The sequence below is a fragment of the Saccharopolyspora sp. NPDC050389 genome, from assembly GCF_040655595.1.
GTDB lineage: Bacteria > Actinomycetota > Actinomycetes > Mycobacteriales > Pseudonocardiaceae > Saccharopolyspora.
In genome coordinates this window covers 35132-61793 of sequence record NZ_JBFAKG010000020.1, presented here as the reverse complement: position 1 = coordinate 61793, position 26662 = coordinate 35132, and the positions used below count along the sequence as shown (strand labels likewise).

Below are 26662 nucleotides of genomic sequence, written 5' to 3'. Positions count from 1 at the left end.
GACCGGCTGCGCTCCGACCCGTCGCTCGCGGGGCGGACCGGGGTGGCTTAGCGGTGGGGGGAAGATGGCCGCGCGGCCGGACTGGCGGCCCGGCGCCCCCCCCCCCCCACGCGAAGGGTCGCCGGCTACTGATCGCGATCACACGAAAGCACTGGGTGTATTTGAGAACCACTTACCCCGGTCAACCTGACTAGCACAGATGGCCGCATTGAACGAGGTCTCGGGCCTGATCGTGCACTGATTGTGAAGAAATTGTCGCCCACTATCGTCAATTCGGGCGATCGGCCGTACTATCTCGTAGGCGCCGACCGATACGCGTCGGGGGGTATCGAGCGCGTCGGCAGTACTCGTAGACCGTTGGCTTTCGCAGGTGGGAGGGAAAACGCGTGCCGCAAGACCCCCGGCATGGCGAATTCGGGCACCGTCGTTCCCGCCCCGACGAGGACGTCCCCGACAACGCCACCGCCGCTTCGACCGGTCGACGCAGGCGCGCATTGGGCGACGACGGCACGGGTGGAACCCGCGTCATCGACCTGCTCTCCAAGCACGGCAAGAGCCCGGGCAACGGCTCGAACCACCGGCGCGCCGCCGAGCCCGAGCCCCCGCAAGCACCCCAGGCACCGCAGCCGCCGCAGGCGTCGAAACCGCGCCGCGCCGCGCGACCGCCCCAGAACACCCCGCCGGGCCCGGCCGAGCAGTCGGACCCGCGCGGCTGGACCGCGCCGGAGGGCGCCTCGCGCCGCTCCCGCCCCGCGCCGCCGCCGAGCCCCGGCACCCCGTCCGCCACGCCGCCGCCCGCCACGCCGCCGCCCGCCACGCCGCCGCCCGGCTGGGCGCCGCCTGCGTCGGGCGCTCGCGCCGCCCAGGCCCCGAACGGCGAGCCCCGCCAGGGCCGCCGCCGCGCGCGCCCTGAGGGCCCGGCACAGCCCGCCGACGGCTCCGCGGGCCGCGCTCGGCCGAACATCGGCGGTGCCGCCGCAGCCTTCGCCGGAGGAGCCGCCGCGCGCAACGGCGCCCCGGCCGAACCCCCGACCCGCAACGGCGCCCCCGCCGAGCCGCCGGCTGCCCGCAACGGCGCCCCGGTCGAACGGCCAGCGCGCAACAGCGCCCCCTCCGAGCCCCCGGTCCGCAACGGCGCTCCGGCCGAGCCCCCGGCCCGCAACGGCGCGCCGGAACGGCCCACCGGCAACGGCGCACCGATCGAGCCGCCCGCTCGCGGTGGCGCTCGCAACGGCGCTCCCGTCCCGCCGCCTGCTCGCAACGGCGCTCCCGCCGAGCCGCCGATGCGCAACGAGCCGCCCGCGGCCGAGCCGACCCGGATCACCCAGGCGCTGACCGGCGAGCCGGCCCCCGCCAAGCCGCCGCGCCGCGCGCCGCGCCCCGCCGCGGGCCGCCCGGTGCCGCCTCCGGTCGACGCGGACCTGGAAGCCACCACCCAGCACCCAGCCGTACCCGCCGGCCCGCCGCAGGCCGAGAAGACCGCGATGGTCGCGCGGCCCAAGCGGGACGCGCGGCCCAAGCGGGACGACAAGACCACCATCGCCAAGCCGGTGGCGCCGCCCGTCGCGGACGCCGAGGAGACGGCGATCGTCGCGCCCGCCGATCTGGACGACCTGGACGACGTCGACGACCTCGAGGACGCCGACGAGTTCGGCGAAGAGGTCGAGGAGCGCAAGAACGACATCAAGGAGATCGACGCCACGCTGGCGCGGTTCTCCAAGGTCCACGACGAGATCGCCGCCGAGGAGGCAGCCCGGCGCAAGAAGTACTCGTGGCTGCTGGGCAAGCGCCGCGAGCCGGAGCTCGGCACCGACATCCCGTTCGACTTCGTCGAGGGACGCGACGGCCAATCCCGGATGGAGTGGAAGAAGAAGCAGCGCAAGCGCCGCACGAATCTGATCGTGATGGCGGTGGCGATGGCCGCGTCGCTGACCGTGTTCCTGACCCTCGGCATCGCCTGGGGCGCCACCACGCTCTGGGGCCCGCCGTCCGTCCAGGCGCTGGACCCGAACTCGGACTCCATCAAGGACATCGCCAAGCAGACCGGCGACCAGAACTTCCTGCTGGTCGGCTCGGACACCCGGGCCGGCGCCACCGCCGAAGACGGCGTGGGCAGCGAGCAGGACGAGCCCGGAGCCCGTGCGGACACCACGATCATCGCGCACATTCCGGCCGACCGGAGCCGGGTCGTCCTGGTGTCGTTCCCGCGCGACCTCAAGGTCGACATGCCCACCTGCGAGCGCTGGGACGCGAACACCGGCAAGTACACCGGCGAGCAGGTTCCGGCGAGCAAGGGCGTGCGGCTGAACTCGGCCTACGCCATCGGCGGCCCGCTGTGCACGACGAAGGTCATCCAGCAGATCTCCGGTCTGCGCGTGAACAGCTTCCTGGGCATCGACTTCCAGGGCTTCAAGTCGATGGTGGACGCGGTGCAGGGCGTCGAGATCTGCACCGAGAAGCCGATCGTCGACTCCACGCTCGGCACCGTGCTGCCCCAGGCCGGCCGGCAGACCCTCAGCGGCGAGCAGGCGCTGAACTACGTGCGCGCCCGCCACGTCAAGGGCGACCCCACCTCGGACTACGGCCGGATGCAGCGCCAGCAGCTGTTCCTCTCGGCGCTGCTGCGCAAGACGATGTCCAGCCAGGTGCTGCTCGACCCGGGCAAGCTGGGCGACTTCGTCAAGGCGGTCAGCGCGAACACCTTCGGCGAGAACATCGGCGTGGACCGGTTGATGGACCTGGGCCAGCAGATGCAGGGCCTGGACGCCAGCCGGGTTACCTTCATCACCGTGCCGACCACCGGCTACGCCGACGAAGAGGGCATGGAGGTCCTGCGGGAGGGCGACACCAAGTCGCTGTTCCAGGCCATCCTCGACGACGCCCCGATCATGTCGGGCAGCGGCGGGCCCGCGTCCGTCAACGCCATGCCCAGCGGCGGAGGTGCCGCGGCGACGGCGAACGGCCTGGTGCAGCAGCAGCCCGCGGACCCGAATCAGCCGCCGGCCGTCCCGGACGGGCTTTCCACGGTGAACGCCGGCACGGACCTCTGCGGCTGAGCTGGCCCAGGCCTCGGGAACGGGTTCATCATGGCCCGTTCACCGCCGGTTCACCGTGGGGCATTCTGTCCGATTCCGGCTGGAAGTACTCTGGTCGTCATGCGTGAGGTTTACCAGGAACAGCTCGGCGTGCTAGCCGATGAACTCGCTTCGATGTCGGCCATGGTCGGCACCGCCATGGAGCGCGCGACCAAGGCTCTCCTGGAGACCGACCTGTCGCTCGCCGAGCAGGTGATCGACGAGGACGTGCAGGTGGACGAGGCGCGGGCCCGCGTCGAGGAGCACGCCTTCGGCCTGCTGGCGCTGCAGGCGCCCGTGGCGGGCGACCTGCGCACGGTGATCTCCGCCATCCACGCCGCCGAAGACCTGGAGCGGATGGGCGACCTGGCGCTGCACGTGGCCAAGACCGCGCGCCGCCGCCACCCGAACGCGGTGCTGCCGCAGGACGTGCAGCCGTACTTCGCCGAGATGGGCCGGATCGCCGTCAAGCTGGCCGGCCGGGTCCGCACCGTGATCCGCACGCAGGACGTGGAGGCCGCGCGCGGACTCGAAGAGGACGACGACGAGATGGACGACCTCCACCGGCACCTCTTCACCGTGCTGATGAGCCCGGAGTGGTCGTACGGGGTGGCGGCCGCGGTGGACGTCACGCTGCTGGGCCGGTTCTACGAGCGGTTCGCCGACCACGCCGTCTCGGTGGCCCGCCGGGTCGTGTTCGTCGTGACCGGAAAGATGCCGACCAGCTGAACCGTCGTCGCAGGTCACGGGCGGTCGAGCCGGAAAAGTATTAATACTCGGTCTCAGTACTCGCTGTTGCGATCGTCGTGTGCGATGCTCGTTCGGGTGAGAAGGTTCCGAACAGCGTCCGACGGGGTGTCCGGTGCGTAAGAGTCCGACCGTGCACCGCAGAAGGCTGGGCAGCGAGCTGCGGCGGCTGCGCGAATCCGCCGGCCGCACGCACCGCGAAGTCGCCGCCCACCTGGACTGCTCCCAGGGCAAGATCAGCCAGATCGAGCTCGGCCGGGTGCCGGTGCGCACCTCCGACGTGCGGCTGATGGCCGAGTTCTACGGCGCCACCAGCGACCAGCTCTCGGCGCTGGTGGATCTCGCGCAGGATTCCAAGCAGCGCGGCTGGTGGCAGCAGTACCCGAGCACCGCGCAGCGGCCCGGCCTGCAGACCTACCTCGGCCTGGAGACCTCGGCGAAGGCGGTGAGCTGCTACGGCTCGGATCCGCTGCCGGAGCTGCTGCAGACCGCCGAGTACAGCCGCGCTCTGCTGACCGCCGGCGCGCACACCTACGACCCGGACGAGCTGCAGGAGCGGCTGACGGTGATCTCCACCCGGCAGCAACGGCTGCTCGGGGAGAACCCGCTGGAGCTGTGGGCGGTGCTCGACGAGGCCGCGCTGCGGCGCGCCGTCGGCGGTTCCGGGGTGATGCGCCAGCAGCTGGAGCACCTGGTGCTGCTGGGATACCGGCGCAACGTCACGATCCAGGTGCTGCCGTTCCGCAGCGGCGGGCATCCGCTGATGGGCGACCGGATCGCGGTGTTCTCCTTCCCGGACGACGCCGACCCGCAGGTCGTGCACCTGGGCGACTCGGCGAACTCCCGGTTCCTGGACAAGCCCGACGACACCGGCGACTACCTCAAGGCGTTCGAGCAGGTCTGCGCCCGAGCCCTGAACCCCAAGGACTCCAGCGCCTTCATCTCGGCCATCGCCGACGAGTCCCCGGCCTGACGCCCATCCGGTTTCCGCTGGTCAAATGCCGTGCGCTAGACCAACTGCCGCTCGCACGGACCGCTACCAGCACCAAAAGGAACCGTGCAGCGCCGACACCCGGGCCTTTGCGTCGACGTCGCTTGCCGCAGCTGGGACACTGGGTCAGTACGGAATCTTGCAGGTTCTGTACCTTCCAGTCAGGAAAGGAGCCGAGCCGTGAGCCTCGCGCACGCCGTCCCCGCAGCGCTCGGACCGCACACCGTGTCCGAGTGGCACGAGATGCCACAGCCCGGTAATGGGCGGCGGTTGGAGCTTCTGGCAGGCTGGTTGATCATGTCCCCTGCCCCGACCCGCCGGCACCAGCGCATCGGCGATCTCGTGCGCACCGTTCTCGAGGACGCTTTCCCCGAGAACCTGGCGGTCACCGCCGCTGCCGTCGACGTTTCCACGCCCCGGCGCGATGGGCTAATCCCGGACGTCATGCTCATGACCCACGACACCGACGACGACCCGGCACGAGCCGAAGACGTGCTCCTGGTCGTCGAAGTCTGGTCGGACGGCAATACCGCGCGGGAACGGGTGGAAAAGCGCCATGCCTACGCAACCGCGGGCATTCCGTTCCTGTGGGAGATCACCTTCGACTCCACCACTACCGAACTCGTCGGCCAACGCAATGACCACGGCCGATGGATCGAACTCGACCGCCTCCCGCTCGGGCCCGACCCGATCGCGGTGACCGCCGCACCGAAACCCCTCACGCTCGCACTGACCTGAGCGGGCCCCGCACAGCGGCCGACGGACGTGGAAGTCCTCCAATTTCAGGCAAAATCGGGGGATTCCGATCGGGCGCGGAGGATGTCCATTGTGGTCTGGTCCGCCGGGAAGAAGGACTCGATCGCCAGTTCCGCGACCGTCACGTCCAGCGGGGTGCCGAAAACCGCCGTCATGCTTAGCAATGACAGCTCCCGGTCGCCGTGGCGCAAGCGCAGCGGCACCACGACATCGCTCGCCCCCGGTAGCTCGACCTCCGGCTCCGGTTGGTCGCACGGGTAGGCGCGGAGTTCCGCGAGCAGGTCGGCGAGCGCCGGGTCCGCGGTCGCCGTGGCCTGGCGGCGCAGCCGGCCGAGGATGTGGGCGCGCCACTCGCCGAGGTTGACGATGTTCGGCGCCACGCCCTCGGGGTGCAGGCTCAGCCGGAGGACGTTCACCGGCGGTGCCAGCAGGTCCGCGGCCGCGCCTTCGAGGAGCAGCCCGACGCTGGCGTTGCTCTCGACCAGCCGCCACGCCCGGTCGACGATCAGCGCCGGAAAGGGCTCGTGCGCGGCGAGCACCTGGCGCAGTGCGGCCCGCACGGCCGCCAGTTCCGGCGCGTCCAGGCCGCTCGCCGGGTAGGCCGGGGCGTAGCCGCCCGCCAGCAGCAGGCTGTTTCGCTCCCGCAGCGGCACGTCGAGCCGTTCGCTGAGCCGCAGGATCATCTCCTTGGTGGGCTTCGAGCGGCCGGTCTCCACGAAGCTGAGGTGCCGCGTCGAGATGTCGGCGTCCAGCGAGAGCTGCATCTGGCTCAGCCGCCGCCGTTCCCGCCATTCCCGGAGCAGCGCACCAACCTGGCGCTGTTTCACCATTGTCACACCACGACATTAGCCACCCGGGCCATTACCTCCCGGGTAATCGACGCGATGACTTCCGGGCCGCAGAGTGGTGCTCACCGAACCGCAGAACGAAAGGGTTTCCACCATGAACGAGCTCCTCGACCGCTACATCGCCACCTGGAACGAGCGGGACGCCGACAAGCGCCGCGCGATGGTCGACGAACTCTGGGCCGACGAAGGCACCTACACCGACCCGCTGGCCGACGTGCGAGGCCGGGAAGCCATCGACGCCACGATCGCCGCGGTGCAGGCCCAGTTCCCGGACTTCGCCTTCCGCCCGGGCGAGGTCTTCGACGCCCACCACGACATCGCCCGCTTCACCTGGGAGCTCGGCCCGGTGGGCGGCGAAGCGGTGGTGGTGGGCTTCGACGTGGCGGTCCTCGACGAGAACGCCAAGATCCGCGCGATCCACGGATTCCTCGACAAGGTCCCGGCGATGTGATGCGACCGGTCGTGAGTGGCTGTGGCCGCTCCAGCGACCATTGCCACTCACGACGCCAGGCCGATCTTCATGCGCCGTTCAGCGTCGCCATGAGTCGCCGGGTGCGGCGCTGTTCCTCGTCGGTTCCGAAGGGAACCGCGACGAGTTCGGTCGCGCCCGCCTCCGCGTAGCGGCGCAGCGCGCGTTCCACCGTCGCGTCGTCGCCGATGACGGCGACGTCCTCCGGGCCGGCGAGGCCTTGGCGGTCCAGCACGGCCCGGTAGGCGGGCAGTTCGCCCGCGACCGCGAGCTGTGCGGCGAAACGGTCGCGCGCACCGTCCACATCGGACGTGACGGACACCGAAACCAGGGGTTCCGGTAGCACGCGCCGAAAAAGCAACGTTTAGCTCAGGAGCGCTGGTGGTGGGCGGGATTCAGCGGGTTCGAGAGCCCGGTTGGCGCTGAGTTCGGGGACGTACTTGTAGATCGTCGACCGGCTGACGCCGAGCAGGCGGGCGATGGAAGCCACGGTGTTGTCCGGCTCGGCGAGCAGCGCGCGGGCGTGACGGACCTGCTCGGGGGTCATGGCCGGTGGCCGGCCGAGCCGGACGCCGTTGGCCTTCGCCGCGGCCAGGCCCTCACGGGTGCCGTCAACGATGAGCTCGCGGATGAACTCGGCCAGGGCGGCGAAGACGTGGAACACCAGGCGGCCGCCGGGGGTGGTGGTGTCGAGGTTCTCGTGCAGCGAGGTGAACCCGATCCCGCGCTTGCGCAATCCGCTGACCAGGGACAGCAGATCTTGCAGGCTGCGGCCAAGGCGGGAGAGCTCCAGGACGACGAGAGTGTCGCCTTCGCGGAGGTAGTCCAAGCAGGCCCACAGCTCGGGCCGTTCGGCGTTGCGGCCGGACAGCTTCTCCTCGAAGACCCGGATGCACCCGGCGCCGGTGAGGGCGTCGACCTGGCGGCGCAGGTTCTGATCCGCGGTGGACACCCGAGCGTAGCCGACACGGGCGCCGCCGCCGATGGCCTCGAGCGGGTCGCCGTCGAGGACGAGTTCGGCCGGAGCGTCGGTCATCAGCGGCCCCTTTCATGATCGCGGGCGCGCCGACTGTACGACAAAGGGTGCTGATCGAGTTGTTGGACACTCCGGCTTTACAACACGTTTTTCGGACACAAGTCAGGCGGTTCGGCGCTGCGAACCGGCTTGTTGTTGATCATGTTGAGAAAGGTTCGATTCTCAACACCTGCCGCGCTGCCGGGTGGTCGTGGGGACTGGTGGCGGGCCTGGAGGTCGGAGCGCACGCTGCGTCCGCGATGCGGCGCGGTGCTTATGGGACCAGGAGCAGCCAGATGGCGATGTGGTGGCAGATCGCCGCCACCGACACCGCAGAGTGGAAGAACTCGTGGTAGCCGAATGTCGTCGGCCAGGGGTCGGGCCAACGGCTCGCGTAGAACACCGCACCGGCGGTGTAGAGCAGTCCGCCGACCAGCAACAGCACCAGGGCACTCACCCCGGTGTTGTGCAGCAGGTCGCCCAACACGAACACCGCGACCCAGCCGAGCGCGATGTAGACGGGGACACCGACCCAGCGCGGCGCATGCGGCCAAGCGAGCTTGAGCATCACGCCGGCGAGGGAACCTACCCAGATCACGGTGAGCACGACGCTGCCGACGGCCGGCGGCAGGGCCAGCATCGCGAACGGCGTGTAGGTACCCGCGATCAACAGAAAGATCATCGAGTGGTCGAGGCGGCGCATCCATGTGCGCGCACCAGCCGAGACCCAGTTTTTGAGGTGGTAGAGGGCACTGACTCCGAACAGGCCCAGCACCGTGGCCACATAGATCGCGATTCCGGCCGTGGCTGCGGCCGGGAGCAAACCCGCAGCCACCACGATCAACGCCGCACCTGCGGCGAGGAACAGAACCAGCGACCCCAGGTGGATCCAGCCCCGCAGTTTCGGCTTGACAAGCGCGGCGGGTCGGCGGGCAGTGAGCACGCGAGTCACGGCCCGAGCATAAATAAGCCGGGCCAGGTCAGCTGGGTGCTGTTGACCACCACCGACGCGCGGTGCAGGACGTCTCGGCCGAGGGCGGCAGCGTGCTGCCGCGGTTTCTAGGCCGGGTCGGTGTCGAACGGGGTGCGCAACCGGCGCATCCCGGCATGGCTGTGGTCAGCGATCGGGTGGTACTGCTCGGGGATGGCCCGGGTGTGTTCGGGTTCGGCGAACTGGACCGGATTCACCGAGCTCGGAGCGCGGGTGCACCCACCGGCAGCCGGTACCCGGTCGGAGAACCGGTCGGGGGCCAGGCCGCCGCGGTGCTGGCGGCGCGGGCGGTGCAGTGATGTTGATGTGGTGATGGCATTCCTTCCTTGTCCCGTCGCCGATCCAGGATCGGTGCGGGCGGTGTGTGTGGAGGCGGCGAGGCGGGGTGGATGCGCTCGCCGAAAGCACCGGTGGCTCCCCACCCGAGCGGGTGAGGAGCCACCGGAGAAACAGAGAGGGTTGTCAGACCGCGCGCACGAGGTCGGCCTGCGGGCCCTTGGGGCCCTGGCTGACCTCGTAGGACACCTGCTGGTCCTCCTCCAGGCTGCGGAACCCGCCGGCATCAATCGCCGAGTAGTGCACGAACACGTCCGGCCCGCCCTCGTTCGGAGCGATGAAGCCGAAGCCCTTTTCCGAGTTGAACCACTTCACGGTTCCGTTAGTCATGCGTGTCTCCTCCTGGGAGCTGGGGTATGACGGGCGACCACACCGTGCGGAGGCCCGGGCCGGGGGATCTCAGACGGCGGCTAACTCCAGCTGCAACCAAAGAAAGAAGCTCGCCCGCATCAACATCCTGCGAGCATGCACAAAACACGAACCCAGAAACAACGACCACCAACGACCCTACACGCCCCCCGGACGCCGCGACGATCACCCAGCTGTGCGCGTCAGCGCCCGGCCTGGCGTATTCGACGAGTGGATCTTGAAGGCTGATGATCCGACACACAGCAGCGGCCGGGGTGTCCTCGTCGACCCGCTGCCGGGCACGCCTGGCCCGCCGAAGCTGACGGCGGGAACAACGGCGATCCCCACCCGCCGAGCGCTGCTGGCCGATCAGCCCGCCTCCTACACGGGACCATGAGAGACCACACCAGGGCAGGGGCGGATTTTCTGTATCAGCGACCACAGAAACTCCACATCGGGCACTCGTGGGCATCGACTACGTTGCGGCACCACCAGTGGCCGGGCGGCGCACGAGCGCCTGGCCCCGCCGCCTGGAGGCCCGCACGTCATCGACCGAGCTGGACGATGTCGGCGGCTCGCAGCCCGGCGCAGGGCCGCGAGCCGGCGCGAGGGGCCGATCCCGTCCCGAGCCGTAGGGGATGAGCATGACGGAAACCCGCAGGTGAGCGGAGTTTCCTCACCTGATCGATGAAATCTGTGATCGCTGGAGTAGACATTCCCCGCTGAGTGTGTGTAATCTTCTGCTCGTTGCAAGAGAGAGAACGTCAGGTGGCACGGGAGATGACGAACTACCCGTGAGCAAGTGCAAGACGGTCAGGCGTACCGGGGCCGATCAGCGCATGGGGCTCCGGCAGGCGACCAAGGACAGTCGGCAAGGCATGACCGGCATACGCAAGAGGCCGGAGCCGACAGTCGCGTGAGGATAGGTAAGTCAGGAAACAGAGGAGAAGGGAAGGGTTGCACACCATCGGATCGCCTGCCTCCGGCTGAGTTGCGCCGGGCGGGTGCCGCAGTCCCATCGGATTGGAAGGTGGTCTTCGGTTACGCGAACGCGATCCCCGCAGTCTCTGCCTCTGGTGCGGAGCACGCGGACACAGGAGGCCGATCTCACGGTCGGCTGATGGAAGTGGAACCCACAACCCTGGGGCCCCGGTGCCAAAGCACCGGGGCCCCTCTTGATGCGGAGGCGCCGATGACCCCAGAAACCCACGACCCGCAGACCGCGGACGAGAAGTTCGATGACGAGCACTACCCCGCCTACACCATGGGCCGCGCCGCCGAGATGCTCGGCACCACCCCAGCGTTCCTACGCAGCCTGGACGAGGCACAACTGATCGAGCCGCAGCGCTCCTCCGGTGGGCACCGCCGCTACTCCCGCTCCCAGTTGCGCCTGGCCGCTCGCGTCCGGGAACTGGTCGACCAGGGCACCGGTCTCGACGCCGCCTGCCGCATCGTCACCCTGGAAGACCAACTCCAGGAAGCCCGCAACCTCAATGGTCCGACGCCACCGTGACGATCCCTCTGTCGAAACGCCTGGGCACCGCCTCCGAAGCGGCGATCACCCCACCCGAATACGAAGGCGCCCACCCTCGACGGAAGGCCCGCGCCGACCTGCGCGGTCGGACGTCGCCGAGATCGAACGCGACCGCAACGTCGCCAACACCGTCCTCAGCGACACCGACCGCATCCTGACGCACCTACGCGCTCCACAGGCACGGACCGCTACAACGACCAGAAATTCCCCGACTAATCACCGATCGCTTCTGGCTCGCGCAACGGCCGGTAGCCGGTGCGTGCGTACTCGGCTTCCACCGGGAATTCATACGTGCCGTAGGGATTGACGTGTTCCATCAGCGCAGGTGAGACGTGCGCGAGCAGACTGCGGTCGATGCGGCCCCGACGCTGGGAGAGGTAGGCGAGGGCGAGCTCGAGGTAGGCGGTGTTCCAGGTGATGATCGCGTTGGTCACTAGCGACAAGCACAGGGCCTGTTCGGTCTGCTGCTCGTGGTGACGGCGCCGCACGGTGCCTTCGTGGGCGAAGAACAGGTCGCGACGCAGCGAGTGCAAGCTCTCGCCCTTGTTGAGCTGACGGGTGATCCGCCGCCGGTAGGCCTCATCGGCGAGGTAGCGCAGGGCATACAGGGTGCGCTGAAGCCCGCCGTACTCCACCAAAGCCTGGGCAAGCGCGGAGCGCCGCGAGGAGGCATGAAGCTTGCTGACCACCAGCGATGCGGTGGAATGGCCGTATTTCAGGCTCGCGGCCAGGCGCAGCATCTCGTCCCACTGGCTGCGGATCAGTCCGATGTCGACGGTTCCGGTCAGCAGCTTGCCCGCGTTCGGGAACACGCTGCACACTTCGCGCCGGGAGCCGAGCCGGTGCAGGGTGATGCCGCCGAGGTCGCGGATCCGCGGCGACAGGGTGAATCCGGTCAGTGCGAAAAGCGAGAAGACCGTGAGGGTTTGGCCGGAGGTGTCGGTGGCGTGCTCGGTGATCGGCAGGTCGGTGGCGTTGCCGAGGATCTCGTCGAGGACGTAGACGGCTTCGCGGTCGGTGACCGGGATGACCTTGGTGCCGTAGGTGGAGTGCTGGTCGGAGACGTGGGTGTAGGTGGCCACGCCCTCGTCGACGAAGTAGCGGCTCATCGTCCGTGCGGTCAGAGACTTGCCGCGCATCGGGAACCGCTGCCCATCCGAGGACGACATGGTGCCGCCGCCCCACACCGACGCCAGCGGGAGCCGGTGGTGGTGGTTGACGATCGCAGCATTGGCCTCGCGCAGGGTGTCTTCGCGCAGGTACCACTCGGTGGTCCACGCGAGGGTGTCGTAGGAGATCCCCGAGGCCTCGGCCATCGCGGTCAGGCCGAAGTTGCACGCCTGCGCCAGGATCGCCGCGTAGAGATTGCGACGCAGCTGCGGATCGCGGTGGGTCTTGCCGCCGGCGTGGGTGAGCTGATCCGACCACGAGGCCCAGCGGTCGACCTCGATGAGCAGCTCGGTCAACTGCGGCCGGGGCAGCAGCTCCACCAGCTCTAACCGGAGCTTGTCGACCTCGTCGGGCACCGCCTCGGCCGAGAGCCGATTGACCACGAGCTCGCCCTTCTCGGTCATGCGCACCGGCCCTTCGCCGGAAGCCAGCAGAGGTTCCAGATCACCGAGCGCGGCACGCAGCTGCTCGCCGACATCGCCGAGGGCCTGGTCGACGGAGCCGGGCACGCCGACCAGGGCGCAGTACTCGCCGCGCCAGGCATTCCACTTCGCGGCGGGCAGCAGCAGCGTCGTCGGATCCGAGTAGCGGCGCGAGCCCGGCACCCACACATCGCCCGAGCGCAGCGCGTCCCGCAGACCGAGCAGGGTGCACAGCTCCCAGTAGTGCCGATACGCCGTGGCATTGCCGGACTTGGCGGCCTGGTCGAGGTAGCCGCGCCAACGGGTCGGCACGAACTCCGTCGGCGCGCCCCCAGGCACCTTGCGCCCGCCCCGGGCATACAGCTCGCGCAGCACATCGACGGCAGCGGCCAGGGGTTTGGCCTCCACCGACGCCTCGAAACGCAGGGTGGAGATGACGTGCGGGACGAACTCGCGCAGGTAGGTGAAGCTGGCGTCGATCAGCGCCAGGTGCCCGTGGTCGCGCTGCAACCGGTCCTTCGGACCACGGCGGGCCGCTCGCATCCGGTCCAGCCCGATGCCGGCGCGCAGCCTCGCGCCGACCTCGACATCGGGCACGTCCGGGTCGGTGGTCACCGTCAGGATCTCCTCCAGCAGGCTCAGCCGGTCCTCCGAGGCCCGCGCCCGCTGCGCCAGCAGCTCGTCGAGCTTGCGGCGCGCACGGTTCTCGGTGCCGGAGATCGCCTGGTCAAACATCTGCACCACCTCGTCGAGGACCTCCACGGCGCACTCGGCGAGCGTGGCCAGCAGCACCGGGTAGCGCTTGTCGACGTCGCGTCGTGCGAGCGCCTGGTTGGTGGCGCGGCGCCCGATCCCGGCCAACCGTCGGCGCCGGGCACCGGGAAGCATCGACAAGTCCAGGGCGTGCGCGTCGAGATCGCGCAGGTAGCGCAGCTTGTCCAGCTCGGCACGGATCGACAGCGGTGAGGCGCTGGTCGCGCCGCGGTGCAGCCACGCCAGCCGCGAGGTCGTCATCCCGGGCTCGACCACCAGCAGCCCGTCCATCTCGGTCCGGCGGTGTTCGGTGAGCAGGTGCTCGACGCGGGTGTAAACCTCGGCCGCCGCTCGTTGGCGCACCGTGGCGATGCGCCCCATCAGTGTGATCACCCCGGGACGCATCACCTTCGCCGAACTCAGGTATTCGCACGCCAGGCGAAACAGCACGCTCGGCGCGTCATGCTCGACCGCGCGGGCCAGCAGGAACTCCTCCAGCTCCTTCCACTCCACTGCGGCCGCCGTGTGCCAACCCAACCGCGCTGCGAACAGTCGTAAATGCTCGGTGCGGGTCTGCTCCCGGCCGCCGTAGCCGACCAGCTCCGAGATCGGCACCCCGAGCTGCATCGCCACCCGCGACACCGCCGCAACCGGCGCCCCGGCGACGTCGTCGGGCACGAACCCCAGCCACGGCAGCGCGCAGAGCTGGAGCGCCAAGCCCATCCGGTTGCCCGCGCCGCGCGCCGCGGTGGCCAGCCATTCCCGATCGTCGGAGCCGAGCGTGAAGTAGCGGATCAGCTCGTTACGTCCCAGCTCCTCCGGCCACGACCGCAGCCGCTTGATCTCCTCGTCGGAGAAAAACCTCGTCGACACCCAGAACTCCGCACATCCGCTTGATCACTGACGGCGGACATCCTGGCCGGGCCCGATCACCACCGATCAGCGGGTCCACACCCACAAAACCTGCTTCAAGATCACGGAGCGGAGCGCTGACGTGCGAATACAGGGCTAAGCGTTGGTTTTTCGGCGTCTGCTACCGGGGCGCCAACCATGGCGACGACACGCGCTTGTGCCGCAACCGATCGGATCGTCGGCACGATGTGCTCGTCGAGCGCTCGCGGCCCGGCCCAGACCGTGATCGCGCCATCCGCGAGCTCGCCCGCGATCCGCAGCATCGCCGGGCCCAGCGCCGACACCAGCAACGGCGGCGGCTCGGCGCCCGGGATCTCGACCTGACCGGCCGCTCGCAGCGTCTCGCCGCGGAAGTCGACGGCGTCACCGCGCAGCAGCGGGCCCAGCGCCGTCAGGTATTCCCGGACGTGTCGCGCGGGCTTGTCGTAGGAGTAGCCGAACTGGTCCTCGACGATCATCCGGTGGCTCGGGCCGATGCCGAGGTCGAGCCGGCCGCCGGTGATCGCCTGCACCGTGCGCGCCTGACCCGCGAGCACCAGCGGATGCCGCGGGTAGGTGGGCACGATCGCGGTGCCGAGCCGGATGCCCGGCACCTCCGCACCGATCACGGCCAGCGAGGTCAGCGCGTCCCACGAAGCGTGCTGGCCCAGCCAGAAGCTCCCGAAACCGCTGGCCGCGGCGTCGCGAACCGCCTCCAGCAGATCGTCGTGCGCGAGCGTCCGCTCGTCGACGCAGAGCCCGATCCGCATGTCAGCTCCTCACATCCAGCACGGCCTTGCCCGAGACGCGTCGCTGCAGCAGCGCTTCGGCGGCCTCTTCGAGGCGTTCCCACGAGCCTCGCCAGCCGACCTCCGGCGAGATCCGGCCCGCCGCCAGCAGACCGGCCAATGTGGACAGATCTTCGGCGGGCGCGGAGACGTCGCCGAAGGTGTTGAGCGATTTCGACGGCCCGACCGCGAAAATCGAGTAGGGCTCGAAGACCGCCGGTTCGCCGGAGGTCCAGCCGATGTTCTGCACGCTGCCGCCCAGCTTGACCAGGTTCCAGGCGTCGACCAGCAGCTGCCCGCCGACGTTGTCCAGCACCAGGTCGACCGGCCGCACACCGGCCAGGTCTGGCACGACCTCGTGCGCGCCCAGCTCCGCCAGGCCGTCCTGCCGGTTCGCCTGCGCGATGACGTGCGCGCCGCCGAGCGCCGCGAGCTGCACGGCGAAGCGCCCGACGCCGCCGGAAGCCCCGGTGACCAGGACCCGCTTGCCGAGGATCGGCGCGGTCCGCAGCGTGCGCAGGGCGGTCAAGCCTGCCATGGGCAGCGCCGCCGCGTCGGCCAGGTCCACCGCCGCCGGAACCTCCGCTACCGCGTCGGCGTTCACCGCCATGCGCTCCGCCCAGGCGCCCGCGCCGAAGGCGATCACCCGCGCACCGGCCGGCGGGCTCCCTTCGGTCGCCTGCACGACGACGCCTGCGGCGTCGTAGCCGTGCACGGTGCCCGGGGCGAGTCGGCCGGCGAAGGCGATTTCGCCGTGGTTGAGCGAGATGTGGTGGACGTCGAGCAGCACCTGACCGGGCCCCGGCGCCGGCTCCGGGGCCTCGTCGATGCGCAACTTCGCGGGAGCCGCCGGGTCGGCGACGAGTGCTCGCATGTTCCCTCCAGAAGATAACCGGACCAGCGGTCCGTTTAATCGACGGTAGCATAGGCGGACCGACGGTCCGGTTTTTTGGAGGGGATGTGGCGAGGCAGGAGCGAGCCGACGCGGCACGCAACCGTCAGGCGGTGCTGCAGGCGGCCGAGCGGCTGCTGGCGGAGCGCGGCCACGTCTCGCTCGACGAGGTCGCGGCCGAAGCCGGAGTTGGCAAGGGCACGGTGTTCCGCCGCTTCGGCAGCCGCGCGGGCCTGATCAGGGAAATCCTGGAGGAACGCTCCCGAGCGCTGCGCGAGAACGTCACCAACGGGCCGCCGCCGCTGGGCCCGGGCGCGCCGCCGCGCGAGCGGCTGATGGCGTTCCTAGCGGAGCTGACCGGCATCGGCGAGCAGAACGCCGCGCTCCTCTCGGCCCACGAAGCGGCCTGCGCGGACCACAAGCACGAAGATCCCAGCTACCGCTTCTGGGCCCAGCACATCGCGAACCTGATCACGGCGGAACGCCCAGACCTCGACGCGGACTTCCTGAGCCACGCGATCCTGGCGACCTTCGACGCCGACCTGATCCGCCACATGCGAACCCGAGGCGAGAGCACCTTCACGAGCGCGGTCCAGTCCATGGTCACCGCGCTGCTGGTGAGCTCGTGAGCGAAGATTCCGGTTCTTACCGGAATAGCCACTCACGAGCCGACCCCGAAACCGCCACCTGACAAGCGTGAGGGGCGGCGGTTTCGCGTGAAACCGCCGCCCCTCACCGCCTGATCCGATCAGCCGAAGCGGCCGGAGATGTAGTCCTCCGTCGCCTTCTGGGTCGGGTTCGAGAAGATCTTGCCCGTCTCGTCGATCTCCACCAGCTGGCCCGGCTCGCCGACCGCGCGCAGGTTGAAGAACGCAGTCTGGTCGCTCACCCGCGCCGCCTGCTGCATGTTGTGGGTGACGATGACGATCGTGTAGTCCTGCTTGAGCTGCGAAATCAGGTCCTCGATCGCCAGCGTCGAGATCGGGTCCAGCGCCGAGCACGGCTCGTCCATCAGCAGCACGTCCGGCCGCACCGCGATCGCTCGCGCGATGCACAGCCGCTGCTGCTGACCGCCGGAGAGGCCGCCGCCCGGCTTGTTCAGCCGGTCCTTGACCTCTTCCCACAGGTTCGCGCCGCGCAGCGCCCGCTCCGCGACCTCGTCGAGCCTCTTCTTGTTCTTCTCGCCCGCCAGCTTCAGGCCGGCCACCACGTTGTCCCGGATGGACATGGTCGGGAACGGGTTGGCCCGCTGGAAGACCATGCCGATGGTCTTGCGCACCTGCACCGGGTCCACGTCGCTGGCGTAGATGTCCTCGCCGTCGAGCATCACCTTGCCCTCGACCCGAGTGCCCGGGATGACCTCGTGCATCCGGTTCAGCGAGCGCAGCACTGTCGACTTGCCGCAGCCGGACGGGCCGATGAAAGCGGTGACGCTGCGGGCGGGCACCTGCAGGGTCACGTCCTGCACGGCGTGGAACTTGCCGTAGAACAGGTTCAGGTCCTTGATGTCGAGACGCTTGGCCATGTTTCGGTCCCTACTTCGTCTTGATCGCGAGCAGCTTGGACAGCAGCGACGCGACAAGGTTGATCAGCATGATGACGAGCACGAGGGTCAGCGCGGCGCCCCACATCCGGTAGTCACCGGCCACCGTCCCGGTGCTGCGCTCCATGTAGATCACCAGCGGCAACGACGCCATCTCACCTCCGAAGAGGTTGTGGCTGATCGAGCTCGAATAACCCACCAAGATCAGCAGCGGCGCGGTCTCGCCCAGCACTCGCGCCAGGCCGAGCATCACACCGGTCAGGATGCCCGACAGCGCGGTCGGCAGCACGATGCGCAGGATGGTCTTCCACTTGGGCACGCCCAGCGCGTAAGACGCCTCGCGCAGTTCGTCCGGCACGATCAGCAGCATCGTCTCGGTCACCCGCACGACCACCGGCAGCATCAGCAGCACCAGCGACAACGCCACCGCGAAGCCGCTGCGGCTGAACCCGAAGGTGGTGATCCAGAGCGCGTAGATGAACAGGCCCGCGACGATCGACGGCAACCCGCTGAGGATGTCGACCATGAAGGTCGCGATCCGCGCGAACCGGGATTCCCGGCCGTACTCGATCAGGTAGACGCCGACCATGATGCCCAGCGGCACCGAGATGACCGCGCACACCAGGCCCTGCATCAGGGTGCCGACCAGCGCGTGGTTGATGCCGCCGCCGAAGTCGTTGGGCAGCAGCCCGTTGAACGAGTTCGTCCACCAGGTGGGGCTGAACAGCGGCTTGAGGCCCCGCTCCAGCAGCGTCCACAGCACCCACAGCAGCGGGACCACCGCGACCACGAAGGCCGCCCCGAACAGCGTGGTGGCCAGGTTGTTCTTGAACTTGCGGCCGAAGCTGATCCGCTGGAACGCCGGCGGGGTCGCGAGCTGCTCCACGTCAGCGGTGTCGGTCCTCATGCTTTCCCCTTACCGCTGGAGTTCTCGATCCAACGGGCAAGCGCGTTCACCGCGAAGGTGATGACGAACAGCACCAGACCGGCCGAGATGTAGGCGCCGACCTGCAGGTTGTTGTTGAACTCCCCGGAGCCGAGCGCGATCTTGGAGGCGAAGGTGGCGCCGGCGTCGAAGACGCTGTAGTTCGGCGGCGCGGTGCTCATGCTCAGGATGATGGTCAGCGCGACGGTCTCGCCGAGCGCGCGCCCCAGACCGAGCATCGAACCGCCCATGAACCCGTTGCGGCCGAACGGGAACACCGTCGTGCGCACCACTTCCCACTGGGTGGCGCCGAGCGCCAGGGCGCCCTCGATGTGCATGTTCGGGGTCCGCGAGAAGACTTCGCGGCTCACGCCGGTGATGGTCGGCAGGATCATCACGGCCAGCACGATGCCGGCGGTGAAGACGTTCGCGCCGGAGTCGGTCGGCGCGTTGCCGTTGGCGAAGATCGGGATCCAGCCGAGGTTCTGGTTCAGCCACAGCGCGACGGGCTTGAGCACCGGGCCGAGCACCAGGTAGCCCCACAGTCCGTAGATCACCGACGGCACCGCGGCGAGCAGGTCGACGATGTAGGCGAAGGGGCGGGCCAAGGAGCGCGGCGCGTACTGGGTGAGGAACAGCGCGATCCCGCAGGCGACCGGCATCGCGATGACCAGCGCGACGACCGAGCTGGCCACCGTGATCCAGGCCAGGTCGATGATGCCGAAGCTCATGTTGCTCGGGTTCGAGGTGCTCCACTCCCTGCTGAACAGGAAGTTCACCTGGTCGACCCGCAGCGCGGGGACGGCGCGGATCAGCAGGAAGATGCCGATCGCGGCGATGATCGCGACCACGAAGGCGCCGGAGGCCGTCGCGACCGTGGAGAACACCCGGTCGCCGATGCGGACCTTCTTGCCCGCGGAGGTATCGGGAGCGGAAATGGGAGCCTCCGGTCCGGAACTGGGCGCCGAAGCGCCCCGCGGCGCACCGTTGTCGGTGTCCGCGGGGCGCTGATCGGCTCTCGTCGAGTCGGTCACTGCTGTTTGCAGCCTCTCACTTCGTCCGTTCGACTCGTAGTTCACCCTGGGTAGGTGCGACCCGGGTTACTCACGAGATGGCGTTGACGGCAGTCAGGACCTTGCCCTTGAAGGACTCCGGCAGCGGCACGTAGCCGGCCTTCTCCAACTCCTGCGGGTTGGCGTTGGCGGCGACGGTCAGGAACGCCTTGACCGACTTCGCGGTCTCCGCGTCGTAACCCTTGGAGCAGACGATCTCGTAGGTGTTCAGCACGATCGGGTAGACGCCCGGGGCCTTGTTGCCGTAGATCGAGTCGAGGTTGACGCGCAGGTCGTTGCCCTCACCCTTGATCTCGGCGCTCTCGATGGCCTTGCCGACGTTGGCGGTGGTCAGCTCGACCGGGCCGGCGCCGCTGTCGATCTTGGCGATGCTCAGGCCGAGGTTCTTCGGGAAGGACCACTCGACGTAGGTGATGCTGCCTTCGGTGGCCTTGACCGACTGCGCGACCTGGTCGCTGCCGTCGCGGCCCTGGCCGATGCCCGCGCCGCCCTGGAACTGCTTGCCCTTGCCGGTCCAGGTGCCACCGGTGGCGGTGGTCAGGTACTTCTGGAAGTTCTCGGTGGTGCCGGACTCGTCCGAGCGGAAGAACGGCACGACGTCCTTGGCGGGCAGCTGCGCGTTCGGGTTCAGCGCCTTGATCGCCGGGTCGTCCCACTTCTTGATCTGGCCCTGGTAGATCTTGGCGATCACGTCGGCGTTGAGGTTCAGGTCGGTGACGCCGGGCAGGTTGTAGGAGATCGCGACCGGGCCGAACACCATCGGCAGGTTCCAGGCCGGGTTGCCCTGGCAGCGCTCGGCGGCCTTGGCGACCTCGCCCTTCTCCTCGCTCAGCGGCGAGTCGGAGCCACCGAAGTCGATCTGGCCGGCGGTGAAGGCGGCGACGCCCTTGCCGGAGCCCGACTTGGTGTAGTTGAGCTTCTGGCCCGCGCACTTCAGGCCGTAGTCACGGGCGAAGACGTCCATGGCGTTCTTCTGCGCGGAGGAACCCTCCGCGGAGACCGGCTTGGTGCCGCATTCGACCTGGAGACCGTCCAGTGCCGGGTTGCCGCCACCCTGCGGGGTGTTCTGGTCCGAGCCGCAGCCGGCGAGCACGAGCGCGCCCGCGGCGAGAACGGCGAACGCAGCGCTGTGCCGCTTGATCTTCACTTCGTTCCTCCAGTTGGAAACCCTGCGGTTGCGCGGCCGAGCAGGCGCAGGCCCGTGTTTTGCCGCTCGCCAGGGACGCTAGGGAGTCGGGGTGGACGGTCTTCGCCATCGAAGTGAACGGGAAGTGAACAAGGCACGCTAAGTAAGCAGGCCCACAGTCAATCGGGGGATTGGTGACCCGGCTCTCGAGTGATCTAGTGACTCACGGCAAAGATCGATCAGCGCCCAAATTGCACGTCCGTGTCCCATTTATCGAATCCCAACCGCTGGTAGACCTTGATGGCGGGCGCGTTGTCACCCTCGACGTAAAGCATCACCTGGCGGGTTCCAGTGTCGCGAAGGTGTCGCAATCCGGCCACCGTGAGTGACCGACCCAACCCGCCGCCCTGCGCATCCGGATCGACTCCGACGACGTAGACCTCGCCCATGCCATCGGGGTGCACCTTGGTCCAGTGGAAGCCCAGCAGCCGGTCCGCGCCGTCCACTGCGAGGAAGAACCCGTCGGGGTCGAACCACTCCTCGCGTTCCTTGGCACGCACGTCCTGCTCGGTCATGTCGCCCTGTTCGGGGTGCCAGGAGAACGCCCGGTGGTTCACCGCGACCACGGAGGGTTCATCCCGACCGACCTGGAAGGTGCGGATCCGCACGCCTTCCGCGGTCTCCGGCTCGGGCAGCTCCGGCGCGGCGAGGTCGCGGCCCATCCGCCACAGCTCGCGCGGCCGGCTGAACCCGAAGCGCTCGGCGAGCCGCACCGCGCCGGGGTGCTCGCCGTGCGACCAGATCCGCAGGCGGCCCAGGTCGGGTGCGGGTTCCGGGGAGAGCTCGGCGCGGTCCAGCAGCGCCTCGACCAGGCGGGCGCCGGCTCCCTTGCGGCGGTGGTCGGGGTGCACGGCCAGCTCGGCGACGAGCTGACCGGCGGTCTTCTCGTGCTCGGTGTCGAGATGCGCGTACCCGATGAGCACGCTCCCGGAGTCGCGCACCACGAAGTGCTCGGAGCGCACGTCGGCCTGCACCGGCTCGATCTGGTGGGTGACGTCGCGATGCGCCTTCAGGCGCAAGATCACGTGTTCGCCGACCGGGGCCACCCCGTCGGCCTGCTCGGCCTTGTCGAGCAAGGCCATGACCTCGGCCGCTTCACTGCTGTCCAGTCCATTTCGCCAAGTCAGCTGCACGCCACCGACGTTACCCACGAACCTTGCGGTTGACGCGGGCAGAACGCTAAGACTTGTCCGCGAACTCTTTCCCCCGGGCGGTGCAGGTGCCGAAACCACGCGCGAACTCCCCCAGGAACATCACGTGACCGAGCTCCGCCGACGCCTGAACACCGCGGACGCGGTGACGATCGGGCTGACGGCCATGATCGGAGCGGGCCTGTTCAGCGCCTTCGCCCCGGCAGCGGCAGCGGCCGGATCGGCCCTGATCATCGGCCTGGTCATCGCGGCGATCATCGCTTTCTGCAACGCGAGCAGCTCCGCGGTCCTCGCGGCCCGGTACCCGGCGGCGGGCGGCACCTACGTCTACGGCCGCGAACGGCTCGGCCCGTTCTGGGGCTACCTCGCGGGCTGGGGCTTCGTGCTCGGCAAGACCGCCTCGTGCGCGGCGATGGCCCTGACGGCCGCCGAGTACCTTGCCCCCGCCGCCGCCAAGCCCGTCGCCGCGGCGTTCGCCGCGGCTCTGGGCGCCGTGAACTACGTCGGCGTCACCCGCACCGCCAAGCTCGCTCGCATCCTGCTCGCGGTCACGCTCGCGGCGCTCGCGTGCACGCTGGTCGCGATCTGGCTCGGGGGCGCTTCGGCTGCCGCCTCGGCGTCCCCGCCGCCTGCTCCGCTGGGCGTCCTGCAGTCCGCCGGTCTGCTGTTCTTCGCGTTCGCGGGCTACGCCCGCATCGCGACGCTCGGCGAGGAGGTCCGCGATCCGCGGCGGACGATCCCGCGCGCGATTCCGATCGCGCTCGGGGTCGTGGTGTGCCTGTACTTCGTGGTGGCGGTTTCGCTGCTGGCGGCTCTCGGCCCGGCGGGCCTAGCGGCGTCGTCGGCTCCGCTGGCCGATGCGGTGCGCGCGGGTGAGTTGTCCCAGCTGGCGCCGGTTGCGGTGGTCGGCGCCGGGGTTGCTGCGCTTGGCGCGTTGCTCGCGCTGCTCGCCGGCGTGGGCCGGACGGTGTTGGCGATGGCCCGGGAGCGCGATCTGCCCGCTCCGCTGGCCGCGGTGCATCCGCGGTTCTCGACTCCGCACCGCGCGGAGTTGGTGATCGTCGTAGCCGTCGTCGTGCTGGTGCTGGTCACGGATTTGCACGGTGCGATCGGCTTTTCGTCGTTCGGCGTGCTGGTGTACTACGCGATCGCCAACGCTTCGGCGTTCACCTTGCCTCGCGACCAGCGTTGGTTCCCGCTCGCTCTGCCGGTGCTCGGCTTCGTCGGCTGCGTGGTTCTGGCGTTCGCGCTGCCGTGGGCATCGGTGCTCAGCAGCCTCGCCTGCTTCGCCCTCGGCGCCGCCGTCTGGGCCTGGCGCCACCGCTCCCGCGCCTGACGGCGCCTCGGTCACCGCGCGTAGCCGACACCAGGCATCTGGATCCGGCGTAATTCCGCGAGAAATTGATCATCACCTCGGGCGAACGTCAGTTCTTTGCGACATAGCACCGCACCAAGGTGAATCGTCCCCGAATCGTTCCGCAATACGGAAGGAAAGTTCGAAGTTTTCCGATTTTGCCTAAAAATTGGGCCGCCCATTTTTGGGCGAAATCGGGAACTCGAACCCGAGGCGAAGATCAACAATTCTTGGGGGAATTGCCCGGAATGCGCGAAGGCGCCCCCGGCCGGATCGGCCGGAGGCGCCTCGCGGGTGGATCAGTAGGTCGCGGCCGTCTCGCGTTCGATCGCTTCGAACTCCGCGTGCTCCAGCTCGGCCGGCTCCGCCTTCCGCGCGCCGTTGCCGCGGCTCGGGCGGACGAACTTGTAGCCCACGTTGCGGACCGTGCCGATCATCGAGTCGTGCTCCGGGCCGAGCTTCGCGCGCAGCCGCCGCACGTGGACGTCGACGGTGCGGGTGCCGCCGAAGAAGTCGTAGCCCCACACCTCCTGCAGCAGCTGGGCCCGGGTGAACACCCGGCCCGCGTGCTGGGCGAGGTACTTGAGCAGCTCGAACTCCTTGTAGGTGAGCTCCAGCGCCCGGCCCTTCAGCCGCGCCGTGTAGGTCGCCTCCTCGATCACCAGCTCGCCGACGCTCAGCGAACCGTCGCCGCCGGAGCTGGCGCTGGTGCGCCGCGACACCAGCAGCCGCAGGCGGGCGTCGATCTCGGCCGGGCCGGTCGTCGGCAGCAAGATGTCGTCGACTCCCCACTCGGCGCTGATCGTGACCAGCCCGCCCTCGTTCACCAGGGCGACCACCGGCACGTCCCCGGCCGCCAGCAGGCGGCACAGGTCGCGCGCGCCGACCAGGTCGTTGCGGGCGTCGACGATGATCACGTCGTGCGCGCCGCCGGAGAGGATGGCGCCTGGATCGGCGGGCAGGGCGCGGACCCGGTGCGGCAGCAGGGCCAGCGCGGGCAACACCTCTTCGCAGTTCGGCTCGCTGGTCAGCAGGAGCAGCTCGGAGCTCATCTGAGGGGCCTCCGTCCCAAGGCGAGAAACACCGACGACCGGTGGGAGAGTGGTCATCCGAAATCGGCGGATGACCCGGCGTCGTTGCCTGTGGATGGCAAGGAGAATAACCGAAATGCGGCGGAAAAACCCAGGTCCAACCGGCGGCATCACATTTGTGAACGGTGGGCGACCATTTGTTACGGGCATGTGTCGGGTGCGCGGGGTCACGCTCACCGCCGCCGACGGCACGCCGCTGAGCGGGCTGCTCTACCCCGGTCCCGGGCTGCCCGCCGACCTGGGTTTCGTGGTCGGCCACGGCTTCACCAACCACGTGCGCAAGCCCGTCGTGCGGCGCGTGCTGGAACGGCTGGCCGACCACGCCCCGGTGCTCGCGGTCGACTTCCGCGGCCACGGCCGCTCCGGCGGCCGCACCACCGTCGGGCCCGCCGAGGCGCAGGACATCGCCGCCGCCGTCGAGCGCCTCCGCGAGCTCGGCTGCCGCAAGGTGGTCACCGTCGGGTTCTCGCTGGGCGGCTCGGTGGTGCTGCGCCACGCGGCGCTGTCCGCGCCGCCGGACGCGGTGATCTCGGTGAGCAGCCCGGCGCGCTGGTGGGTCCGCGACACGGCCGCGATGCGCAGGGTGCACTGGCTGGTCGAGCAGCCGCACGGCCGGTGGAGCGCCCGGCTGCTGGGCGTCCGCCTCGCCCCGCCCTGGCCGGACGTGCCGATCTCGCCGATCGAGCTGGCGCCGCGCGTCCCAGTGCCGCTGCTGGTCGTGCACGGTGACCAGGACCACTACTTCCCGGTGGCCGATGCCGTGGCGCTCAGCGAGGCAGGCGGCGGCGAGTTGTGGCTGGTACCGGGCATGCGGCACGCCGAGAGCGCGACCAGCGCCGAGTTGGTGGACCGCATCGCCGGGTGGGCGGCCGATACAGTGGGGCCACCCGATCGTGGTGGCCGCTAGAGCTCGGCGGACAGCCACCGGCCACCTGCCCCGACAGAACGGACCGCTCGGTGAAGAAGCTCGCCATCGCCCTAGTCATCATCGTCGGTCTCCTGGTGGGCGCCGACTTCGGCGCCGCCGCGATCGCCGAGTACCAGGTGTCGAAGCGGCTCGCCGAGCAGATGAAGCTCCGCGAGAACCCGGACGTGCGGATCAACGGCTTCCCGTTCCTCACCCAGGCCATCGCCGGGAACTACCGCGACGTGCAACTGGCCGCCAACGCGGTGCAGGTCGGGCAGCTCAACGAGGTCGGCATCGAGGCCGACCTGCACGGCGCGCGGGTGTCCACCGCCGACGTGATCTCCGGCACCGCCGACCACATCACCGTCGACCAGCTCGTCGGCCGGGTGAAGCTGAAGGCCTCCGACATCGCGCGGCTGATCGGCATCCAGGACCTGACGATCGAGCCGGCCACCAAGGACGCGCTGGCCGACGACGACGGCAACATCAGCAGCGCCGACGAGCAGCTCGCGGCGGGCACCGATGACACCAAGGCCGTGGTGCAGCTCGACGGCACCGTGAACATCGCGGGCTCCGACAACAAGGTGCGGGTCATCGCGGTCTTGTCCCTGGCCGACGACAAGATGAAGATCGAGCCGCGGAAGCTGGACCTGAACAACAGCGCGCTGGGCCGGATCGAGCTGCCGAAGCTGTTCGAGCAGTCGGTGCTCAAGCAGTTCAGCACCACCCTCGACCCGGGCATGCTGCCGTTCGAGATCAAGCCGACCGCGGTGCGCGTCGAGCGGGGCGCGCTGGTCATCGAGGGCATCGCCGAGAACGTCACCATCAACTCCAGCGGGGTGAGCACGGGGTGAACGCGGGTACCGGGGCACTGCTGATCGCCGTCGCCGTCGCCTTGGTGTTCGGCCTGGTGTGGCGGGCCCGGGAAGGCAAAGTGCGGACGAAGACCGGCGGCGAGGAGAGCATGTTCGACAAGCTTCCCGAGGGCCTGCGGCGGCAGCTCGCCGACGCCCCGGACGACGGCGCGAAGGTGACGCTGCTGCAGCTGTCCACCACGTTCTGCGCGCCCTGCCGGCACACCCGGATCCTGCTGGCCGACTTCGTCGGGCGCACCGACGGCGTGCGCCACGTGGAGGTCGACCTCACGGATCATCCGGAGTGGTCGACGCCGCTGGGGGTGCACCGCACTCCGACGACGCTCGTGCTGGACGACGCGGGCCGGGAACTGTTCCGCGTCGGCGGCGTCCCGCGCCGCGACGAACTCGCCACCGCCCTGGAACCCCACCTCGTGTGACCCGCGGGCCTTCCAGGCCGACCGGAACCCTGCGACTCGATGTTTCGGCTGGTCACGGGGCCGTGAGCGCAGGCCGTGCGGTGCGTGACGGGCCAGGCGCTCGACCGCGTGCG

27 protein-coding genes are annotated in these 26662 nt (G+C 69.5%); 13 read left to right on the top strand and 14 right to left on the bottom strand.

Annotated elements, in window-relative coordinates:
* The first annotated feature begins 386 nt into the window (after positions 1 to 386).
* The 4 genes from AB0I53_RS15720 (at position 387) to AB0I53_RS15705 (ending at position 5550) form a co-directional block, all read left to right on the top strand.
* Positions 387 to 3056 carry an LCP family protein gene (locus AB0I53_RS15720; protein ID WP_358602449.1) on the top strand — a complete coding sequence of 890 codons (2670 nt, stop codon included), beginning with the start codon at positions 387 to 389 and terminating at the stop codon, positions 3054 to 3056.
* 99 nt (positions 3057 to 3155) lie between these two features.
* A complete protein-coding gene (gene phoU / locus AB0I53_RS15715; RefSeq protein WP_358602440.1) occupies positions 3156 to 3803 on the top strand; it encodes a phosphate signaling complex protein PhoU in 648 nt (215 codons plus the stop codon).
* Positions 3804 to 3936: 133 nt separating this feature from the next.
* On the top strand, positions 3937 to 4794 hold the full coding sequence (locus AB0I53_RS15710) for a helix-turn-helix transcriptional regulator (protein ID WP_358602438.1): 858 nt from the start codon (positions 3937 to 3939) through the stop codon (positions 4792 to 4794).
* A gap of 198 nt (positions 4795 to 4992) precedes the next feature.
* On the top strand, positions 4993 to 5550 hold the full coding sequence (locus AB0I53_RS15705; protein WP_358602435.1) for a Uma2 family endonuclease: 558 nt from the start codon (positions 4993 to 4995) through the stop codon (positions 5548 to 5550).
* A gap of 44 nt (positions 5551 to 5594) precedes the next feature.
* On the opposite strand, the gene AB0I53_RS15700 is transcribed toward AB0I53_RS15705, so the two are convergent.
* Positions 5595 to 6398 (bottom strand): helix-turn-helix transcriptional regulator, encoded by an 804-nt coding sequence (locus AB0I53_RS15700; protein ID WP_358602432.1) that lies wholly within the window; start codon positions 6396 to 6398, stop codon positions 5595 to 5597.
* A gap of 112 nt (positions 6399 to 6510) precedes the next feature.
* On the opposite strand from AB0I53_RS15700, the gene AB0I53_RS15695 reads away from it, so the two are divergent.
* The gene (locus AB0I53_RS15695) at positions 6511 to 6867 is read left to right on the top strand and encodes a nuclear transport factor 2 family protein (RefSeq protein WP_358602429.1); all 357 of its coding nucleotides are present in this window, start codon (positions 6511 to 6513) and stop codon (positions 6865 to 6867) included.
* Positions 6868 to 6934: 67 nt separating this feature from the next.
* Here AB0I53_RS15695 and AB0I53_RS15690 read toward each other — a convergent pair whose 3' ends face one another.
* The 3 genes from AB0I53_RS15690 to AB0I53_RS15680 form a co-directional block, all read right to left on the bottom strand.
* Positions 6935 to 7207 carry a hypothetical protein gene (locus AB0I53_RS15690; protein WP_358602427.1) on the bottom strand — a complete coding sequence of 91 codons (273 nt, stop codon included), beginning with the start codon at positions 7205 to 7207 and terminating at the stop codon, positions 6935 to 6937.
* A gap of 42 nt (positions 7208 to 7249) precedes the next feature.
* The gene (locus tag AB0I53_RS15685; RefSeq protein ID WP_358602424.1) at positions 7250 to 7921 is read right to left on the bottom strand and encodes a recombinase family protein; all 672 of its coding nucleotides are present in this window, start codon (positions 7919 to 7921) and stop codon (positions 7250 to 7252) included.
* 253 nt (positions 7922 to 8174) lie between these two features.
* Positions 8175 to 8852, bottom strand: coding sequence for a hemolysin III family protein (locus AB0I53_RS15680; RefSeq protein WP_358602421.1), 678 nt, complete (start codon positions 8850 to 8852; stop codon positions 8175 to 8177).
* Positions 8853 to 8914: 62 nt separating this feature from the next.
* On the opposite strand from AB0I53_RS15680, the gene AB0I53_RS15675 reads away from it, so the two are divergent.
* Positions 8915 to 9190 carry a hypothetical protein gene (locus AB0I53_RS15675; protein WP_358602418.1) on the top strand — a complete coding sequence of 92 codons (276 nt, stop codon included), beginning with the start codon at positions 8915 to 8917 and terminating at the stop codon, positions 9188 to 9190.
* Between the two features lie 163 nt (positions 9191 to 9353).
* Here AB0I53_RS15675 and AB0I53_RS15670 read toward each other — a convergent pair whose 3' ends face one another.
* Positions 9354 to 9557 (bottom strand): cold-shock protein, encoded by a 204-nt coding sequence (locus tag AB0I53_RS15670; protein WP_190818311.1) that lies wholly within the window; start codon positions 9555 to 9557, stop codon positions 9354 to 9356.
* Positions 9558 to 9813: 256 nt separating this feature from the next.
* On the opposite strand from AB0I53_RS15670, the gene AB0I53_RS15665 reads away from it, so the two are divergent.
* Both AB0I53_RS15665 and AB0I53_RS15660 read left to right on the top strand, forming a co-directional pair.
* Positions 9814 to 9972: a hypothetical protein gene (locus AB0I53_RS15665; RefSeq protein WP_358602414.1), complete on the top strand. Its 159-nt coding sequence runs from the start codon at positions 9814 to 9816 to the stop codon at positions 9970 to 9972.
* A gap of 795 nt (positions 9973 to 10767) precedes the next feature.
* The gene (locus tag AB0I53_RS15660) at positions 10768 to 11088 is read left to right on the top strand and encodes a MerR family transcriptional regulator (RefSeq protein WP_358602411.1); all 321 of its coding nucleotides are present in this window, start codon (positions 10768 to 10770) and stop codon (positions 11086 to 11088) included.
* Positions 11089 to 11321: 233 nt separating this feature from the next.
* On the opposite strand, the gene AB0I53_RS15655 is transcribed toward AB0I53_RS15660, so the two are convergent.
* From AB0I53_RS15655 to AB0I53_RS15645, 3 genes are all read right to left on the bottom strand, one after another.
* Positions 11322 to 14327, bottom strand: coding sequence for a Tn3 family transposase (locus AB0I53_RS15655; protein ID WP_358602408.1), 3006 nt, complete (start codon positions 14325 to 14327; stop codon positions 11322 to 11324).
* Between the two features lie 101 nt (positions 14328 to 14428).
* Complete coding sequence (locus AB0I53_RS15650) at positions 14429 to 15115, bottom strand: TIGR03564 family F420-dependent LLM class oxidoreductase (RefSeq protein ID WP_358602406.1); 687 nt, start codon at positions 15113 to 15115, stop codon at positions 14429 to 14431.
* A 1-nt stretch (position 15116) separates the two neighbouring features.
* Positions 15117 to 16007 (bottom strand): zinc-binding dehydrogenase, encoded by an 891-nt coding sequence (locus tag AB0I53_RS15645; protein ID WP_358602403.1) that lies wholly within the window; start codon positions 16005 to 16007, stop codon positions 15117 to 15119.
* Positions 16008 to 16093: 86 nt separating this feature from the next.
* On the opposite strand from AB0I53_RS15645, the gene AB0I53_RS15640 reads away from it, so the two are divergent.
* Positions 16094 to 16654, top strand: coding sequence for a helix-turn-helix domain-containing protein (locus tag AB0I53_RS15640; RefSeq protein WP_358602400.1), 561 nt, complete (start codon positions 16094 to 16096; stop codon positions 16652 to 16654).
* 119 nt (positions 16655 to 16773) lie between these two features.
* Here the strand turns inward: AB0I53_RS15640 and pstB are convergent, their stop codons facing one another.
* The 5 genes from pstB to mshD form a co-directional block, all read right to left on the bottom strand.
* The gene (pstB, locus tag AB0I53_RS15635) at positions 16774 to 17550 is read right to left on the bottom strand and encodes a phosphate ABC transporter ATP-binding protein PstB (RefSeq protein WP_358602397.1); all 777 of its coding nucleotides are present in this window, start codon (positions 17548 to 17550) and stop codon (positions 16774 to 16776) included.
* 10 nt (positions 17551 to 17560) lie between these two features.
* Positions 17561 to 18475, bottom strand: a complete 915-nt coding sequence (gene pstA, locus AB0I53_RS15630; protein ID WP_358602394.1) for a phosphate ABC transporter permease PstA — start codon at positions 18473 to 18475, stop codon at positions 17561 to 17563.
* Positions 18472 to 19431 carry a phosphate ABC transporter permease subunit PstC gene (pstC, locus tag AB0I53_RS15625; protein ID WP_358602579.1) on the bottom strand — a complete coding sequence of 320 codons (960 nt, stop codon included), beginning with the start codon at positions 19429 to 19431 and terminating at the stop codon, positions 18472 to 18474. Before pstC ends, pstA begins: the two co-directional genes overlap by 4 nt.
* A gap of 166 nt (positions 19432 to 19597) precedes the next feature.
* Complete coding sequence (pstS, locus tag AB0I53_RS15620; RefSeq protein ID WP_358602391.1) at positions 19598 to 20713, bottom strand: phosphate ABC transporter substrate-binding protein PstS; 1116 nt, start codon at positions 20711 to 20713, stop codon at positions 19598 to 19600.
* Between the two features lie 218 nt (positions 20714 to 20931).
* Complete coding sequence (gene mshD / locus AB0I53_RS15615) at positions 20932 to 21879, bottom strand: mycothiol synthase (RefSeq protein WP_358602576.1); 948 nt, start codon at positions 21877 to 21879, stop codon at positions 20932 to 20934.
* A 130-nt stretch (positions 21880 to 22009) separates the two neighbouring features.
* Here mshD and AB0I53_RS15610 point away from each other — a divergent pair, with 130 nt between their 5' ends.
* A complete protein-coding gene (locus AB0I53_RS15610) occupies positions 22010 to 23239 on the top strand; it encodes an APC family permease (RefSeq protein ID WP_358602388.1) in 1230 nt (409 codons plus the stop codon).
* Positions 23240 to 23556: 317 nt separating this feature from the next.
* Here the strand turns inward: AB0I53_RS15610 and AB0I53_RS15605 are convergent, their stop codons facing one another.
* Complete coding sequence (locus AB0I53_RS15605) at positions 23557 to 24309, bottom strand: response regulator transcription factor (RefSeq protein WP_358602385.1); 753 nt, start codon at positions 24307 to 24309, stop codon at positions 23557 to 23559.
* A gap of 187 nt (positions 24310 to 24496) precedes the next feature.
* On the opposite strand from AB0I53_RS15605, the gene AB0I53_RS15600 reads away from it, so the two are divergent.
* Genes AB0I53_RS15600 through AB0I53_RS15590 form a run of 3 tightly spaced genes read left to right on the top strand, consistent with a single transcriptional unit; the run spans position 24497 to position 26549 of the window.
* The gene (locus AB0I53_RS15600; protein WP_358602382.1) at positions 24497 to 25255 is read left to right on the top strand and encodes an alpha/beta fold hydrolase; all 759 of its coding nucleotides are present in this window, start codon (positions 24497 to 24499) and stop codon (positions 25253 to 25255) included.
* Between the two features lie 50 nt (positions 25256 to 25305).
* Positions 25306 to 26109: an LmeA family phospholipid-binding protein gene (locus AB0I53_RS15595; protein ID WP_358602379.1), complete on the top strand. Its 804-nt coding sequence runs from the start codon at positions 25306 to 25308 to the stop codon at positions 26107 to 26109.
* A complete protein-coding gene (locus tag AB0I53_RS15590; RefSeq protein ID WP_358602376.1) occupies positions 26106 to 26549 on the top strand; it encodes a thioredoxin family protein in 444 nt (147 codons plus the stop codon). The genes AB0I53_RS15595 and AB0I53_RS15590 overlap by 4 nt, the downstream gene beginning before the upstream one ends.
* The last annotated feature ends 113 nt before the right edge of the window (positions 26550 to 26662 follow it).

What these genes read in the sequence shown, in the direction of transcription:
- AB0I53_RS15645 (WP_358602403.1), bottom strand. Translation starts at nt 16,007, where the DNA reads ATGCGAGCACTCGTCGCCGACCCGGCGGCTCCCGCGAAGTTGCGCATC.
- AB0I53_RS15660 (WP_358602411.1), top strand. Translation starts at nt 10,768, where the DNA reads ATGACCCCAGAAACCCACGACCCGCAGACCGCGGACGAGAAGTTCGAT.
- AB0I53_RS15605 (WP_358602385.1), bottom strand. Translation starts at nt 24,309, where the DNA reads ATGAGCTCCGAGCTGCTCCTGCTGACCAGCGAGCCGAACTGCGAAGAG.
- AB0I53_RS15695 (WP_358602429.1), top strand. Translation starts at nt 6,511, where the DNA reads ATGAACGAGCTCCTCGACCGCTACATCGCCACCTGGAACGAGCGGGAC.
- AB0I53_RS15685 (WP_358602424.1), bottom strand. Translation starts at nt 7,921, where the DNA reads ATGACCGACGCTCCGGCCGAACTCGTCCTCGACGGCGACCCGCTCGAG.
- phoU (WP_358602440.1), top strand. Translation starts at nt 3,156, where the DNA reads ATGCGTGAGGTTTACCAGGAACAGCTCGGCGTGCTAGCCGATGAACTC.
- pstA (WP_358602394.1), bottom strand. Translation starts at nt 18,475, where the DNA reads ATGAGGACCGACACCGCTGACGTGGAGCAGCTCGCGACCCCGCCGGCG.
- AB0I53_RS15670 (WP_190818311.1), bottom strand. Translation starts at nt 9,557, where the DNA reads ATGACTAACGGAACCGTGAAGTGGTTCAACTCGGAAAAGGGCTTCGGC.
- AB0I53_RS15600 (WP_358602382.1), top strand. Translation starts at nt 24,497, where the DNA reads ATGTGTCGGGTGCGCGGGGTCACGCTCACCGCCGCCGACGGCACGCCG.
- AB0I53_RS15700 (WP_358602432.1), bottom strand. Translation starts at nt 6,398, where the DNA reads ATGGTGAAACAGCGCCAGGTTGGTGCGCTGCTCCGGGAATGGCGGGAA.
- AB0I53_RS15650 (WP_358602406.1), bottom strand. Translation starts at nt 15,115, where the DNA reads ATGCGGATCGGGCTCTGCGTCGACGAGCGGACGCTCGCGCACGACGAT.
- pstB (WP_358602397.1), bottom strand. Translation starts at nt 17,550, where the DNA reads ATGGCCAAGCGTCTCGACATCAAGGACCTGAACCTGTTCTACGGCAAG.